Consider the following 14465-nt stretch of genomic DNA (forward strand, 5'->3'; position numbering starts at 1 on the left):
CTAGCCTCCCAGCAGGTCGAGGCCGGCCGCCTCGGGCCAGCCCAGCGCGACGTTCATGGACTGCACCGCCTGCCCGGCGGCGCCCTTCACCAGGTTGTCGATGGCGGAGACCGCCACCAGGGCGCCGGCGCGCGGGTCCAGCGCCGCGCCGACGTGGCAGCGGTTGGTGTGCACCACGTCCTTCACCATCACCCGGTCCGGCGCGCGCACCGAGACGAACGGCTCGTCGCCGTAGGCGCGCTCCAGCGCGGCGGCCACGTCGGCCTGCGTCGCGCCGGGGGCGGGGCGCAGGACGGCGGTGGCGAGGATGCCGCGGCGGATGGGCACGAGCACCGGGGAGAAGGAGATGGGCCCGCAGGCGCCGGCGTGGCGCGCCACGGTCTGCTCGATCTCCGGGACGTGCTGGTGGCGGCCGAGCCGGTAGGCGCGCAGGTCGTCCGAGACCTCGACGAAGCTGTAGTCCTCGCTCGACTTGCGGCCGGCGCCGGACACGCCGGACAGGCCGGTCACCGCGATGCCGTCCGGCGAGGCCACGCCGCTGCGCACCAGCGGCGCGAGCGCCAGCGCGATGGTGGTGGCGTAGCAGCCCGGGTTCGTGACCAGCCGCGCGCCGGCGAGCGCCTCGCGGCCCAGCTCCGGGCAGCCGTAGCGCGCCTCGGCGAGCAGCTCGGGGGCGGGGTGGGTGAAGCCGTACCAGGCCGGATAGGCGGCGGGGTCGGTGAGCCGGAACGCGCCGGACAGGTCCACCACCAGCTTCGCGCCGCGCGCGAGCAGCCGCGGCACGAGCTCCGCGGACACCTCGGCCGGCGTGGCCAGGAACACCACGTCGGCGTCGGCGGCCTCGCCCTCGGCGAGCGGCAGGTACGCGAGCGAGGCGGCGGGGCCGGGGAGCGGGAGGCGCGCGCCGGCGCGCTCGCCGCTCCAGCGGTCGGAGTAGATGGACGTGAGGCGCGCGTGCGGGTGGCGCGCCAGCAGGCGGGTGAGCTCGAGGCCGGAGTAACCGGACGCGCCGATCACCGCGGCCGAATGGCTATGCATGGGGCTGCATAAATATGCAGACGGCCGGGGATGTCAATACGCGCCGGGCCGGGGGCTCCCCGCCGCGCCGGGCGCGCCGGCGGATCGTGGCGCGGGCCGGCCGGGGAGGGCGCCGGATCGGCGCGCCGAGGCGAAAAAAAGACCGGCGGGCTTTCGCCCGCCGGTCAGTGCCCAGGAGAGGATTCGAACCTCCACGGTTTTGAGGCCGCCAGACCCTGAATCTGGTGCGTCTACCAGTTCCGCCACCTGGGCGAAGGGGCCTCCTCTCTAGCCGGGGGTGGCCGGGGTGTCAACTAGTACGGGGCCTGCGGCCCCGCCCCACGGAGCGGAGCTCCGCGGGGCCCCACCCTGCCCCGCGGGTCCCGTGACCTCGCGCGCCCGCGTGCGCGGGCTCGCGCGAGGTCCCCGCGGGCGCGGGGGGCGTGGGAGGTGGTGGGAACGGGGCGGTTCCGCGCGGACGCGGCTGCGCGCGAGCCGCCCCGCCCCACGGAGCGGAGCTCCGCGGGGCCCCACCCTGCCCCGCGGGTCCCGTGACCTCGCGCGCCCGCGTGCGCGGGAGGTCGGAACGGGGCGGCGCCGCGCGGACGGGCTGCGGCCGCGACGCGCGCGGAATCGCTTCGCTCGCGGAGCGTTTCCGAACTCGGAGCGGCCGTCTAGAATCCGCGGCTCCGGAGGAACCGCCATGCTCGCCACCGTCGCCGCGCTCCACCTCGTCCTCGCCGCCCCGGGCACCCTGCTCGCGCAGGCGAACCCCGGCGACGCGCCGTTCGGCGGGAACCCGCCCTTGCCGGAGAAGGGGAAGCGCAGCCCGGCGCCGCCGCCCGGCGCGATGCTCCCTCCGCCGCCGCCGCCGTCCCAGGACGCGCCGGCCGGCACGCCGACCGACGCCCCGCCGCCGGAGGCCCGGCCGGCGCCGGCCGCCGCGCCCGCGCGTCCGCCACCCGCGCGCTACGAGGCCGCGCCCGCGCCCGCCGCGCCGGCCCCGTCGGCGGTCGGGCGCGCCCCGCTGCGCTCGCTGCTCTCCGCCGAGCCGCTCGGCGGCGGCTCCGCCGTCGAGGTCGAGGCGGGCTGGCCCTCGCTCGGCGCCATGTACGGGCAGGGGCTCACCCGGATCGACGACCTGGGCGCCCTCGCGTCGCTGGACTGGGCCAAGACCGAGCTCCGCCTCGGCGGCTGGTACCGCCGCGGCCTGGGGCGCTCGAGCGGGCTCGACGTCGCCGCCCGCCTGGCGGTGGCCTGGTACGCGAACTTCGGCGGCACCTGGATCGACTCGAAGAACCACACCGATCGCGGGCTCGAGGTCGCGCCCGGCCTCGCGCTCTCGCGCCGCGCCGGGGGCGGCGTCGCCTCGGCGCTGGGCGAGCTGCCGCTCGTGTTCACCGTGCGGCACGACGCCGGCCTGCTGTTCCTGCCGCGCGTCACCTTCGCGTACGAGGCGCCGTTCTACGGCGACTTCACGCTGGGTGCCCGCGCCGGCGTGGGCGTGCGCGCCGGCGCGGGCGACGCCCCGCTGAAGGAGACGCGGGGCGAGCTGACGTTCCTGATCGTGGGCGGGTTCAGGGCGTTCTGATCGCAGCGAGGGCTGCGCCCTCGCCCCGCCGAGCGAAGCTCGTCGGGGCCCCACTCCTGCTGCGCGGGGCCCGTGACCTCGCGCGCCCGCTTGCGCGGGCTCGCGCGAGGTCCCCGCGGGCGCCGCTGCGCGGCGCGAACGAGGGCTGCGCACTCGCCCCGCCGGCGGAGCCGTCGGGGCCCCTCCCTGCTGGTGACGTGAGTGCGCCCTCGGCGCCCCCTCCGATCACCGATCCCAGCGCGCGTGGCTGACGCCCTGCGCGCCGGGCCGGGCTGCGGCGCCGCCCGCGCCGCCGGCGCCGGGCGTGAGCGTGCTCGCGCCCTCCACCGTCACCGCGCCCCCCTCGTTCAGCAGCGCGACGCTCGGGCCGCCGCCCCCGCCGCCGCCCCAGCCGCCGTCGCCGCCGCGCCCCCCGGCGCCGCCGTTGCCGCCGCCGCCGACCTCGCCGGTGCAGGTGGCGCCGCCCGCCCCGCCGCGGCCGCCCGGGCCCCCGAGGCCGCCCGCACCCCCGGCGCCGCCGGCCCCGCCGTTCCCGGCGCGCACCGAGGTGTCGCGCAGCACCACCGCGCCGCGGACCACCACGACGCCGAGGGAGGCGCCGCCCCCGCGGCCCCCTCCGCCGCCGGTGCCGAGCCGCCCGCCCGAGCCGCCGCCGCCGCCGCCGTTGCCGGAGCCCTCGTCGCACTCCAGGAACCCGCAGGGCCCCTGCCCGCCGCCGCCCCCACCGCCTCCGCCGCCGAAGCCGTCGCCGCCGGTGCCGCCGCCGAACCCGTCGCTCGTGCGGTACGCGTCGGGCAGCGGCAGGAGCGCGCCGAACCCGCCGCCGGGCGCGCCGTTCAGGCCCTGGAACCCGTCGCCGCCCGTGGCGCCGTCCTGGCCGCGCTGGCCGGGCTTGCCGTACGCGCCGCCTCCGCCCGAGGCGCCGCCGTTCGCGCCGCCGCCGGACGAGCCGTTCCTGCCCGCGTTCGCGCCCTCCGCGCCGCCCGCTCCCCCGGGTCCGCCGGACCACGCGCCCAGCCCGGCCGCGCCGCCCGCGCCCACCGTGGCGCCGTCGCACGAGCCGCCGCCGCCGGCGCCGCCGGCGTTCCCCGGCGCGCCCTCCACGCCGGCGCCGCCCGCCGCGCCGGCCTGGCCGTTCCCGGCCGCGATGGCGCAGCGCGAGAACGTCACCTCGGAGTCCACCAGGAACGCGCCGAACGAGCTGAAGCCCGGGGAGATGGCGTCGCCGGCGGCGAGGGTGAAGCCGTCCACCACCACGCCGGTCGCGCCGGTGACGACGACGCCCCGGAGCGAGTTCCCGATGACGCTCGGCGCCGCGGCGTCGCGCAGCCAGGTGGCGGGGTCGAAGCCGCCGTACAGCGAGACGCCGCTCGCGAGCACGACCGGGCCGAAGTAGGTCCCGGCCGCCGCGTAGACGCCGGCGCCCGGCACCGCGCCGCCCGGCCCGCCCAGCCGCTCGATGGCGACGCGGAGCGTGGCGAGCGGGGCGGCGCGGGTGCCGGCGGCGGTGTCGTCGCCCCCCGGCGCGACGAACAGCGCGGCGGCGGGGTTGCGCAGCACGGTGACCACGGTGCGATCCGGCGCGCTCTCCGACTGGCCGTCGCGGACCGTGAGGTCGAACACCAGCGTGGAGACCTCGGCCGGCGCTGTGAACGCCGGCGCCGGCCCGTGGAGCGCGCCCGCGCCGCCGGTCACGTCCGGCCCGGCCACCTGCGTCCAGGCGTACTCGAGGCCGGCGCCGTCCGGATCCACGCTGCCCGAGGCGTCGAGCGCCACCGGCGCGCCGGTCGCGACGTCCTGGTCGGCCCCGGCGACCGCCACCGGCGCGCGGTTCGCGCCCGTGGTGAACGACCACGCGTGGTCGGCGGCGAGCGCGCCGCCCGCCAGGCTCCGCACGCCCGCCGCCACGCGGGCCGCGTAGGTCGTGTCGCCGACGAGGACCGCCGGGGTGAACGTCGCCACCGCGCCGGAGACGGTCACCGTGCCGGTCGCGCCGGCGACCGCGATCGCGCCCTGCAGCGTGGCCGGGTCCACCGCCTCGGAGAACGTGACGCGCACCGGCGCGCTCGGGGAGACGCCGGTGGCGCCGTCGGCCGGGACCACCTCGACCACGGTGAGCGGGGCGGGTGGCGGGCCGCCGGACGGGCCGGAGGAGCCGGACGAGCCGGAGCAGGCGGCGGAGAGGGCGATCGCGGCGGCGGCGAGCGCGGTGCGGAAACGCATGGTGTCGAACCCAGGCCGGGGCCGGTGGAGGGGCGCCCCGGGGATGTCCCCCGCGCGCGCGGCGGGGGCAGGTTCGCCCTCCGTCGCACGCGGCGCGCGCTTCCTAGCACCGGCCGGAGGAGGGACGCCGCCGGATCGAGCCGCCCCCGTCCCCCGGGACAGTGCGACTGCGCCCGCGGCGTCCCTGGCGCGTGGCGACCCTGAGCGCCCCTCGACTCCGCGCGGCCCCCACGGGCCGCGCTAGGCTCGCGATGAGCGAGCGGGCCGAAGGCCCGCCGGGAGCGGCTACCAGCGCGCGGCGCAGGCCATCGCGACCTGCTCGCCCTGCACCGCCGCGGGCGTCGCCGGCGGCGGCTTGCCCTCGCAGGCGCCGTCCACCGCGCGGAGCTTCTGCACCATCTCGCCGGCGGAGATCGCGCCCATCACGCGGTCCGGCACCTCGCGGCCGCGCGGGTCGATGAAGATGACGGTGGGCATGCCCACCACGCCGTACTTCTCGGCGAGCGCGTTGAACGCGTCGGAGCCGTCGGTGCCGTCGAGCTTCACCGCCACGAACCGGGCGGCCTCCTCCTGCACCTCGGGCTTCGCCCAGGCGATCTTGTCGAGCTCCTTGCAGGCGGTGCACCAGTCGGCCCAGAAGTCGATGATGACCGGCCGGCCCTCGGCCTTCGCGAGCGCGAGCGCCTCCTCCTCGGAGTGGATCCAGGCAAAGCCGGCGTGCGCGCGCGCCCGCTCGCGGGCGCCGGCCGCGCCGGCCGCGTAGGCGATCCCGCCCACCAGCAGCGCGACCCCGAGCCCCTTCGCGAGCCGCTGGCGCGCCGGCGCGTGGAAGCTCCCGGAGAGCGCGCCCGCCAGCACGCCGAGCGCCGCGGCGCCGGCCGCCGCGAACGCCGCGCCGCGTGCCGCCGAGAACAGCGGCTTCAGCGCGGGGAACGCGTCCTTCAGGAAGATCAGCGCGGCCGCGAGCAGCGCCACGCCGAACACCGACTTCACCGTCTCCATCCACGCCCCGCTCTTGGGGAGCGAGATGGAGAACGCGCCGATGAGGAAGAACAGCAGCCCCATGCCGAGCGCGTACGCGAACATGATGCCGAAGCCGAACGCGACCGAGCCCTTGGCCGCCACGAAGGTGAGCGCGGCGGCGAGCACCGGCCCGGTGCAGGGGGCGGCGATGATCCCGGAGACGAGCCCCATCGCGAAGGCGCCGGCGCGCCCCGCGCCGCCCACGCCGTTGAGGCGCGCCTGCAGCGAGGGCGGGAGCTGCAGCTCGAAGGCGCCGAACATCGAGGCGGCCATGGCGGCGAGCACGATCGCCACGAACCCGATCACCCACGGGTTCTGCATCACGCTGCCGAACGCCTTGCCGGTGAGCGCCGCCCCCACCCCGAGGGCGGAGTACATGGCGGCGATGCCGAGCACGTAGAGCGCCGAGACCGCCATCGCCTCGCCGCGCGAGCCCGCCTTGCGGGCGCCGAAGATCGAGACGGTGATGGGGATGAGGGGGTACACGCACGGTGTGAGGCTGGTCGCCACCCCGCCGGCGAACGCGACCGCGAACGCCAGGATCGACCCTTCCGCCAGGAGCGCGCCGAGGCGCAGATCGCTCGACCCCCCAGCGGGTCCGAGACCGATCAGGTCTGGAATCCACGCCACGGCGGCGAAGGTGAGGGCGGCGAGGAGGATGCGGATGGCGAAGCGCATTCGAATGGCCTTGCGGATCTAAGAAAAAAAGTCCTGTCGCGCCCGATAGTTTGGTAGAGGGGGGCCGCTTGACCCGATGACGTGAATCTTTATACTCGACCCCGGCCGTCCACGTTGGTCACGGCCGAGGCCCCTGCATCTTAGAGGTTCCGGGCGCGATGAAGATTCCCATCTACATGGATTACCACGCGACGACGCCCGTCGATCCGCGCGTGCTGGAGGCCATGCTCCCGTACTTCACCACCGAGTACGGGAACGCTGCGTCGAAGAGCCACGCCTTCGGCTGGAAGGCCGAGGAGGCGGTGGAGGCAGCCCGCGAGGAGGTCGCGAAGCTGATCGGCGCCTCGGCCAAGGAGATCGTCTGGACGAGCGGCGCCACCGAGTCCGACAACCTGGCGGTCAAGGGCGCGGCGCACTTCTACCAGGCCAAGGGGAAGCACCTCGTCACCTGCAAGACCGAGCACAAGGCGGTGCTCGACTCGATGCACGCCCTCGAGCGGCAGGGCTTCGAGGTCACCTTCCTCGAGCCCGAGCGCGACGGCCGGCTCGATCCCGCCAAGGTGAAGGCGGCGCTCCGCCCCGACACCATCCTCGTCTCGGTGATGCACGCGAACAACGAGACCGGCGTGGTCCACCCCATCGCCGAGATCGGCCGCATCGCCCGCGAGGCGGGCGTGGTGTTCCACTGCGACGCGGTGCAGTCGATCGGGAAGATCCCGTTCGACGTCGAGGCCATGAACGTGGACCTCGCCTCGATCTCCGCGCACAAGATGTACGGCCCGAAGGGCGTGGGCGCGCTCTACGTCCGCCGCAAGCCGCGCGTGCGCCTCGTCGCCGAGATGGACGGCGGCGGCCACGAGCGCGGCTTCCGCTCCGGCACGCTGAACGTCCCCGGCATCGTGGGGATGGGCAAGGCGGCCGAGCTGGCGCGGCTGGAGCGCGACGCCGAGGCGGTCCGGGTCACCGCGCTGCGCGAGCGGCTGCGCAAGGGCCTGGAGCAGGAGCTCGATCTCCTCACGGTGAACGGGAGCCTGGAGCACCGCGTCCCCGGCAACCTCAACGTGAGCTTCGCCTACGTCGAGGGCGAGGCGCTCATGATGGCGGTGAAGGACGTGGCCGTCTCCTCCGGCTCCGCCTGCACCAGCGCGTCGCTAGAGCCGTCCTACGTGCTGCGCGCCATGGGCGTGTCCGAGGACCTGGCCCACTCGTCGATCCGCTTCGGCCTGGGCCGCTTCAGCACCGAGGAGGAGGTGGACTACGCGATCCGCCTCTTCGGCGAGAAGGTCCGCAAGCTGCGCGAGATGTCGCCGCTCTACGAGATGGTGAAGGACGGCGTCGACCTGAACCAGATCGAGTGGGCGAACCCCCACTAGGACCGGATCCGCTCACGGCCGGCTCACGTGGACGGGAGCGAGGGAAGGAACGACCGATGGCGTACTCCGAGAAGCTCATCGACCACTACGAGCACCCCCGCAACGTCGGCTCGCTCGACAAGAACGACCCGGACGTCGGGACGGGCCTGGTGGGCGCCCCGGCCTGCGGCGACGTGATGAAGCTGCAGATCAAGGTCAGCGACGACGGGATCATCGAGGACGCGAAGTTCAAGACGTTCGGCTGCGGCTCGGCCATCGCGTCGTCGTCGCTCGTGACCGAGTGGGTGAAGGGCCGGACGGTGGAGGAGGCCCTCACCATCAAGAACACCGACGTGGCGAACGAGCTGAACCTGCCGCCGGTCAAGATCCACTGCTCCGTCCTGGCGGAGGATGCCATCAAGGCGGCGGTGGCGGACTGGCAGAAGAAGCACGGCCGGGAGCCGTCGGTGAAGCCGAACACGGTCCAGGGCGATCGCAGCGCGCTCATCGAGAAGGGCGTGCTGAAGTCCGGGATCTAGGAGCGCGGGAACATGGCGGCGGCCATCGAGATCAGCGAGAAGGCGGCGGTGCACATCAAGGCGCTCGGCGCGCAGAAGGGCGCGCCCGCGGGCGGGCTCCGGCTGGGCGTGAAGGGCGGGGGCTGCTCGGGCCTGTCGTACTTCATCGACTGGGCGAACGAGCCGGCCCGGTTCGACCAGGTCATCGAGCGCGACGGCGCGCGCGTGTTCGTGGACCCGAAGAGCGCGGTGTTCCTCGCCGGCACCGTGATCGACTGGCAGCAGACGCTCATGCAGACCGGGTTCGTGTTCCGGAACCCGAACGTGAAGAGCGCCTGCGGCTGCGGCGAGTCCTTCACGATCTAGCCGCCCCGGCTGGATCGCGTTCCCGCTTCGACCTGCGCCACGTCGCGCAGGCAGGGCGGGAACGATCGCATCGGGGCCACGGAGGGCCGCGTGGCGCACTGCTGGAGCTGCAAGGCGCAGGAGGAGCAGCAGACCCCCTTCTGTCCGAGCTGCCAGAAGATCCAGCCGGTCGGGCGCACCGAGGACTACTTCTCGCTGCTCGGCCTGCCGCGCCAGTTCGCGCTCGATCCCGCGGAGCTCGACCGCAACTTCCGCACGCTCTCCCGCTCGCTCCACCCCGACCGCTTCGCCAAGGCGGAGGCGCGCGAGCGCCGGCTCTCGCTGGAGCGCGCCACCCGGCTGAACGACGCGCACCGCTACCTGAAGGACTGGCGCCTCCGCGCCGCCTACCTGCTCAAGCTGGCCGGCACCGACGTGTTCGCCGAGGGCAGGACCTTCGCCGACCCGGCGTTCCTGGAGGAGCAGCTGGAGTGGCGCGAGGACATGGCGCTCGCGCAGGCGGATCGCGACGCGGGCGGCCTGCGCGAGATCGCGGCCCGCGCCCGCGCCCGCCTGCAGGCCCTCGAGAGCGAGGTGGCGCGGTGCTTCGAGGACGACCACTGGTTCTCGGAGCTGGTGATCGACATCGCCCGCCTGCTCTCCCGCGCCCGGTACTACGACCACATCATCGCGGACGCGGAGCGGGCCAGCGCGGCGGTCGCGTCGTAGCCGATCCGTAGTAGAAGGAACCCATGCCCCGCGCGATCGGGATCGACCTCGGCACGACCAACTCGCTCGTCGCCCACGTGGACGAGCGGAACCGCCCCTGCATCCTCCCGGTGGACGAGGGCAAGCCGCTGCTCGCGTCGGCGGTGTTCTACCCGCCCGAAGGCAGCGTGGAGGTCGGCGGGGCCGCCAAGCGCCGCGCCCCCGAGCGGCCGGTGGACACGATCCTGTCGGTGAAGCGCTTCATGGGCCGCGGCCCGGGCGACATCCGGCCGGAGGACCGCGGCATCTACCAGTTCGACGAGGCCGGCGCGATGGTCCGCCTGCGGGTGGGCGGCGGCAAGCGCACGGTCACGCCGATCGAGGTCTCGGCGGAGATCCTGCGGGTGCTGCGGCGCGCGGCCGGCGAGGCGCTGGGCGGCGCGCCGGGCGGCTGCGTGATCACCGTGCCGGCGTACTTCGACGACGCGCAGCGCCAGGCCACCAAGGACGCGGGCCGGCTCGCCGGGCTCGACGTGCTGCGGCTGCTGAACGAGCCGACCGCGGCGGCGGTGGCGTACGGCCTCGACAAGCGCTCGCAGGGCGTGTTCGCGGTGTACGACCTGGGCGGCGGCACGTTCGACGTGTCCATCCTGCGGCTGGAGGAGGGCGTCTTCGAGGTGCTGTCCACCGTCGGTGACACGCACCTCGGCGGCGACGACTTCGACCGGCTGGTGGCGCGCGCGCTGCTCGAGGGCGGGCTCACCCCGCCGAACGCGGACCCCTCGCCGGCGGTGCTGCGCGGGGCCGTGGCCGCCGCCCAGAAGATCCGCGAGGCGCTCACCGACCGGGAGGCGGTCGAGGCCGAGGTGGAGCTGCCGGAGGGCCACCGCCTGCGGGCGCGCCTGACCCGCGCCGAGCTGGAGGCGCTCATCCAGCCGGTGGTGGAGCGCACCACGGTCCCGTGCCGGGCGGCGCTGCGCGACGCCGGCGTCGAGAAGGTGGACGGGGTGGTGCTGGTGGGCGGGGCCACGCGGACGCCGCTGGTGCGCCGGCACGTGAAGGCGCTGTTCGGCCAGGAGCCGCTCACCGACCTCGACCCGGACACCGTGGTGGCGCTCGGCGCCGCCGTCCAGGCCGACGCGCTCGACCGGGGCGGCCGCGAGGACGTGCTGCTGCTCGACGTCATCCCGCTCTCGCTCGGCGTCGAGATGATGGGCGGGGTGGTCGAGAAGATCATCCTGCGCAACTCCACCATCCCGGCCTCGGCCACGCAGCAGTTCACCACCTACGCCGACGGCCAGACCGGCATGGTGATCCACGTGGTGCAGGGCGAGCGCGAGCTGGCCCGCGACTGCCGCTCGCTGGCCCGCTTCACGCTGAAGGGCATCCCGCCCATGCCGGCCGGCATCGCGCGGGTGGAGATCACCTACTCCGTGGACGCGGACGGCATCCTGCAGGTCTCGGCGCGCGAGATCACCACCGGCATCGAGCAGCGCATCCAGGTGAAGCCCACCTACGGCCTCACCGAGGAAGAGGTCGAGCACATGCTGGTGGAGAGCATCGAGCACGCCGAGGAGGACGTGTCCGAGCGCTTCCTGCGCGAGTGGCGGGTGGAGGGCGACCGGATCCTCTCCTCGCTCGAGACCGCGTTCGCGATGGACGGCGAGCTGCTCCGGCCCGACGAGCGGGCCGCCGTCGAGGAGCGGATGCGCGGCCTGCGCACCGCCATGGAGGGCACCGACTACCTGGCGGTGAAGGCCTGGATCGAGTCGGTGGACGCGGCCTCCAAGGCGTTCGCGGAGCGCCGCATGGACAAGCACGTGGCGAAGGCCATGGCCGGCCACCGCGTGGACGAGTTCGGCGACGCCCCGCCCGCCACCGGCGCGAAGGGCGAGGACCAGGATCACGGCCCGGAGGACGGCTGACGTGCCCAAGGTGACCTTCCTCCCGGACGGGAAGTCGGCGGAGGTGCCGGCGGGGACCTCCATCCTCGACGCGGCGGAGGCCGCCGACGTGGACCTCCCGCACAACTGCGGCGGCGTCGCGGCCTGCACCACCTGCCACGTGTGGATCGAGCAGGGGCTCGCGTCGCTCTCGGAGATCGGCGACCGCGAGGACGACAAGCTGAACGAGGCGGCCGGGCTCGCGCCCAGCTCGCGGCTCGGGTGCCAGGCCTGCGTCGGGGGCGAGGACGTGGTGGTCCGCATCCCCGGCAACCGCATCGCGTCGTGAGCCGCGGCCGCGGCCGCTGGAGGCGATCATGAAGTGGACGGACGTGCGGGACATCGCGATCGAGCTGGCGGACCGCCACCCCGGCGTGGCGCCGCTCTCGGTGCGCTTCACCGACCTGCACCGCTGGGTGCGCGAGCTGCCCGGCTTCGCCGACGATCCCGAGAAGTCGAGCGAGAAGGTCCTCGAGGCCATCCAGATGGCCTGGCTCGACGAGGTCGAGTAGGGCCCTACCGCGCCCAGGCCAGCACGGCGGACGCGACGCGCGGCAGCGGGAGCACCTCGACGGCCGCGCCGCGGGCGATCGCCTCCTTCGGCATCCCGAACACCACCGAGGTGGACTCGTCCTGCGCGACGGTGTGCGCGCCGGCCCGGCGCAGCTCCAGCAGCCCGTCCGCGCCGTCGTCGCCCATGCCGGTGAGCAGGATGCCGAGGGTGCCCGGGCCCGCCACCCGCGCCGCGGAGTGGAACAGCACGTTCACGCTGGGCCGGTGCAGCGAGACCGGCGGCCCGTCGGACACCACCGCCACCAGCCCGCCCGCGCGCTTCACCGAGAGGTGACGGTTGCCGGGCGCCACCAGCGCGCGCCCGGGCAGCAGCCGGTCGCCGTCGGCGGCCTCCTTCACCTCGATGCGGCACAGCTTGTCGAGCCGCTTCGCGAACTGCGCGGTGAACACCTCCGGCATGTGCTGCACCACGGCGATCGCGGGCGCGTCGGCCGGCATCGCCTCGAGCAGCACGCGCAGCGCCTCGGTCCCGCCGGTCGAGGCGCCCACCACCACCAGCTCGGCGCGCCCGGCGCGCGGCGCGAGGCGGGGCGCGGGCCGGGGCTGCGCGCCCGCCGGCGGGCGGGGCAGCGGGCGCAGCGCCCGGACCCGGGCCCGCAGCCGCGCCTGCGTGGCGGCGCGGACCACCTCCACGATCCGGCGCGCCGAGTCCTCCAGGAAGCCCTTCACCCCGAGGCGCGGCTTCTCGATGACGTCCACCGCGCCGTGCTCCAGCGCGTGCAGCGCCACCTCGCTCCCCGGCCCCGCCAGGCCGGAGCACACCACGACCGGCACCGGGTCCTGGGCCATGACGCGGTCCAGGAAGGTGAGCCCGTCCATGCGCGGCATCTCGATGTCGAGGACGATCGCGTCCGGGCGCGCCCGGCGCATCTTGTCCATCGCCACCAGCGGGTCGATGGCGGTCTCCACCTCCAGCCCGGCGCGCCCCAGGATCTGGGAGAGCGCCATCCGGACCACCGCCGAGTCGTCCACCACCAGGATGCGCGGGGCCACGGAGCGGACCTCAGGCCGGGCGCGCCGGCGGGTCGGAGAGCTGGTAGACGGTGGGCACGACCGCGCGCGCCCGGGTGGAGAGGCCGCCCAGGCTCTCGGCGTGGCCGAGGAACAGGTGGCCGCCCGGCACCAGCCGGTCGATGAGCCGGTTCACCACCTTCGCCTTGGTGTCGCGGTCGAAGTAGATGAGGACGTTCCGGCAGAACACCAGGTCGAAGTGGCCGATGGCCGGGTACGGCTCCTGGCTCAGGTTCAGGCGCGCGAAGCGGATCAGGCGCCGGATCTCCGGCCCGGCCTTCATGAGGCCCTCCTGGCTGCCGAAGCCCCGCAGCATGTACGCCTTCAGGTACGGGGTCGGGATCTCCTTCGCCTTCTCCACCGGCCACAGCGCGTCCTCGGCGCGCGCCAGCACCTTGGTGGAGAGGTCGGTGGCGAGGATCTCGACCTCCCAGCCCGGGAGCGCGGCCAGCAGCGACATGGCGAGCGAGCAGGGCTCCTCGCCGGTCGAGCAGGCGGCGCTCCACACCCGCGCCCGCCGCGGCCGCCGGCCCGCGTCCGCCTCGGCCACCCAGGCCGGGAAGATCCGCTCGGCCAGCAGGTCGAAGTGGCGCGGCTCGCGGAAGAAGTGCGTCTCGTTGGTGCAGATCGCGTCGAGCATCCGCACCCGCTCGGCGCCGTCCTCCACCACGCGCTCGAAGTACTCGCCGTAGCCGTGCATCCCCAGCTCGCGCAGCCGGCGCGCCAGCCGGCCCACCAGCAGCGCCTTCTTCACCGGCGCGAGCCAGATCCCCGCCTCGCGGTTGATGAGCGCCTGGAAGCGCAGGAAGTCGCGGTCGCTCACGGTGGCGAGCGGGCGCGGTTCGACCAGCGCGGCGCGGCGGGGCGCGCCCTCCTCGGCGGCCGGGCTCACGGGGCGGGCGGCGCCTCGGCGGCGGGCTCGGGCGCGGCGGCGGCCCCGGCGGCGTCGGCGCCGTCGAGGGCGGGCGCCTCGGCCTCGGGCAGCCCGTCGCGCACCGCCTCGGCGAACTCCTTCTCGTCGGCGGAGATCACCCGGTCGATGTCGAGCAGCAGCACGAAGCGCTTGCCGACCTTGCCCATGCCGAGCAGGAAGTCCACCCGGACCTGCGTGCCGAACGAGGGCGGCGGCTCGACGTCGTCGAACCCGAGCTCGATGACCTCGCGGACCGCGTCCGCCATCACGCCCACCACCGTGGGCTGGCCCTCCAGCAGCGCCTCGACGATGAGGATGCAGGTGAGGCGGGTGACCTCGGTCTCGGCCAGGCCGAACTTCACGCCCAGGTCCACCACCGGGACCACCGCGCCGCGCAGGTTGATGACGCCGCGGACGGAGCGCGGCGTGGACGGCACGCGCGTGATCGCCTCGTACTGCAGGATCTCCTTCACCTTCAGGATGCCGACGCCGTACTCGGCGCCCCCCAGCGAGAAGGACAGGTACTGTGCGCGCTGCGCGCTCTCGGTGCTCTCGGCCATGGTTCCTCCC

At 75.2% G+C, this 14465-nt stretch carries 14 protein-coding genes and 1 tRNA gene; 8 read left to right on the forward strand and 7 right to left on the reverse strand.

Annotated features, from left to right (window positions below):
- Together argC and ADEH_RS03025 are read right to left on the reverse strand one after the other, a co-directional pair.
- Positions 1-1038 carry an N-acetyl-gamma-glutamyl-phosphate reductase gene (gene argC, locus ADEH_RS03020; RefSeq protein WP_011419647.1) on the reverse strand — a complete coding sequence of 346 codons (1038 nt, stop codon included), beginning with the start codon at positions 1036-1038 and terminating at the stop codon, positions 1-3.
- A gap of 168 nt (positions 1039-1206) precedes the next feature.
- Positions 1207-1290 (reverse strand) — tRNA-Leu (locus ADEH_RS03025).
- A 430-nt stretch (positions 1291-1720) separates the two neighbouring features.
- On the opposite strand from ADEH_RS03025, the gene ADEH_RS03030 reads away from it, so the two are divergent.
- The gene (locus ADEH_RS03030) at positions 1721-2608 is read left to right on the forward strand and encodes a hypothetical protein (protein WP_011419648.1); all 888 of its coding nucleotides are present in this window, start codon (positions 1721-1723) and stop codon (positions 2606-2608) included.
- A gap of 225 nt (positions 2609-2833) precedes the next feature.
- On the opposite strand, the gene ADEH_RS23645 is transcribed toward ADEH_RS03030, so the two are convergent.
- Positions 2834-4831 carry an Ig-like domain-containing protein gene (locus ADEH_RS23645; RefSeq protein ID WP_011419649.1) on the reverse strand — a complete coding sequence of 666 codons (1998 nt, stop codon included), beginning with the start codon at positions 4829-4831 and terminating at the stop codon, positions 2834-2836.
- A 285-nt stretch (positions 4832-5116) separates the two neighbouring features.
- Complete coding sequence (locus ADEH_RS03040; RefSeq protein ID WP_011419650.1) at positions 5117-6532, reverse strand: protein-disulfide reductase DsbD family protein; 1416 nt, start codon at positions 6530-6532, stop codon at positions 5117-5119.
- 158 nt (positions 6533-6690) lie between these two features.
- On the opposite strand from ADEH_RS03040, the gene ADEH_RS03045 reads away from it, so the two are divergent.
- The 7 genes from ADEH_RS03045 to iscX all read left to right on the forward strand — a co-directional run bounded on the left by ADEH_RS03045 (position 6691) and on the right by iscX (position 11910).
- Positions 6691-7905 (forward strand): IscS subfamily cysteine desulfurase, encoded by a 1215-nt coding sequence (locus tag ADEH_RS03045; protein WP_011419651.1) that lies wholly within the window; start codon positions 6691-6693, stop codon positions 7903-7905.
- Between the two features lie 56 nt (positions 7906-7961).
- Positions 7962-8423 (forward strand): Fe-S cluster assembly scaffold IscU, encoded by a 462-nt coding sequence (gene iscU, locus ADEH_RS03050; RefSeq protein WP_011419652.1) that lies wholly within the window; start codon positions 7962-7964, stop codon positions 8421-8423.
- Positions 8424-8435: 12 nt separating this feature from the next.
- Entirely contained in the window at positions 8436-8768 is a 333-nt protein-coding gene (locus ADEH_RS03055) for a HesB/IscA family protein (RefSeq protein ID WP_011419653.1), read from the forward strand.
- A 90-nt stretch (positions 8769-8858) separates the two neighbouring features.
- On the forward strand, positions 8859-9476 hold the full coding sequence (gene hscB, locus ADEH_RS03060; RefSeq protein ID WP_011419654.1) for a Fe-S protein assembly co-chaperone HscB: 618 nt from the start codon (positions 8859-8861) through the stop codon (positions 9474-9476).
- Positions 9477-9499: 23 nt separating this feature from the next.
- Positions 9500-11380: a Fe-S protein assembly chaperone HscA gene (gene hscA / locus ADEH_RS03065; protein ID WP_011419656.1), complete on the forward strand. Its 1881-nt coding sequence runs from the start codon at positions 9500-9502 to the stop codon at positions 11378-11380.
- 1 nt (position 11381) lies between these two features.
- Positions 11382-11687 (forward strand): 2Fe-2S iron-sulfur cluster-binding protein, encoded by a 306-nt coding sequence (locus tag ADEH_RS03070; RefSeq protein ID WP_011419657.1) that lies wholly within the window; start codon positions 11382-11384, stop codon positions 11685-11687.
- 28 nt (positions 11688-11715) lie between these two features.
- The gene (gene iscX, locus ADEH_RS03075) at positions 11716-11910 is read left to right on the forward strand and encodes a Fe-S cluster assembly protein IscX (protein ID WP_011419658.1); all 195 of its coding nucleotides are present in this window, start codon (positions 11716-11718) and stop codon (positions 11908-11910) included.
- A gap of 4 nt (positions 11911-11914) precedes the next feature.
- Here the strand turns inward: iscX and ADEH_RS03080 are convergent, their stop codons facing one another.
- The 3 genes from ADEH_RS03080 to ADEH_RS03090 are packed head-to-tail and all read right to left on the reverse strand — an operon-like array spanning position 11915 to position 14455.
- The gene (locus tag ADEH_RS03080; RefSeq protein WP_011419659.1) at positions 11915-12964 is read right to left on the reverse strand and encodes a protein-glutamate methylesterase/protein-glutamine glutaminase; all 1050 of its coding nucleotides are present in this window, start codon (positions 12962-12964) and stop codon (positions 11915-11917) included.
- Positions 12965-12974: 10 nt separating this feature from the next.
- A complete protein-coding gene (locus ADEH_RS03085) occupies positions 12975-13874 on the reverse strand; it encodes a CheR family methyltransferase (RefSeq protein ID WP_011419660.1) in 900 nt (299 codons plus the stop codon).
- A complete protein-coding gene (locus tag ADEH_RS03090; RefSeq protein WP_011419661.1) occupies positions 13871-14455 on the reverse strand; it encodes a chemotaxis protein CheW in 585 nt (194 codons plus the stop codon). The genes ADEH_RS03085 and ADEH_RS03090 overlap by 4 nt, the downstream gene beginning before the upstream one ends.
- Between the last annotated feature and the right edge of the window lie 10 nt (positions 14456-14465).

It is taken from the genome of Anaeromyxobacter dehalogenans 2CP-C, from assembly GCF_000013385.1.
Lineage (GTDB): Bacteria > Myxococcota > Myxococcia > Myxococcales > Anaeromyxobacteraceae > Anaeromyxobacter > Anaeromyxobacter dehalogenans_B.

Bases quoted from the DNA above. Each gene is read 5' to 3' on its own strand.
- argC (WP_011419647.1), bottom strand. From the start codon at position 1,038: ATGCATAGCCATTCGGCCGCGGTGATCGGCGCGTCCGGTTACTCCGGC.
- ADEH_RS03030 (WP_011419648.1), top strand. From the start codon at position 1,721: ATGCTCGCCACCGTCGCCGCGCTCCACCTCGTCCTCGCCGCCCCGGGC.
- ADEH_RS23645 (WP_011419649.1), bottom strand. From the start codon at position 4,831: ATGCGTTTCCGCACCGCGCTCGCCGCCGCCGCGATCGCCCTCTCCGCC.
- ADEH_RS03040 (WP_011419650.1), bottom strand. From the start codon at position 6,532: ATGCGCTTCGCCATCCGCATCCTCCTCGCCGCCCTCACCTTCGCCGCC.
- ADEH_RS03045 (WP_011419651.1), top strand. From the start codon at position 6,691: ATGAAGATTCCCATCTACATGGATTACCACGCGACGACGCCCGTCGAT.
- iscU (WP_011419652.1), top strand. From the start codon at position 7,962: ATGGCGTACTCCGAGAAGCTCATCGACCACTACGAGCACCCCCGCAAC.
- ADEH_RS03055 (WP_011419653.1), top strand. From the start codon at position 8,436: ATGGCGGCGGCCATCGAGATCAGCGAGAAGGCGGCGGTGCACATCAAG.
- hscA (WP_011419656.1), top strand. From the start codon at position 9,500: ATGCCCCGCGCGATCGGGATCGACCTCGGCACGACCAACTCGCTCGTC.
- iscX (WP_011419658.1), top strand. From the start codon at position 11,716: ATGAAGTGGACGGACGTGCGGGACATCGCGATCGAGCTGGCGGACCGC.
- ADEH_RS03090 (WP_011419661.1), bottom strand. From the start codon at position 14,455: ATGGCCGAGAGCACCGAGAGCGCGCAGCGCGCACAGTACCTGTCCTTC.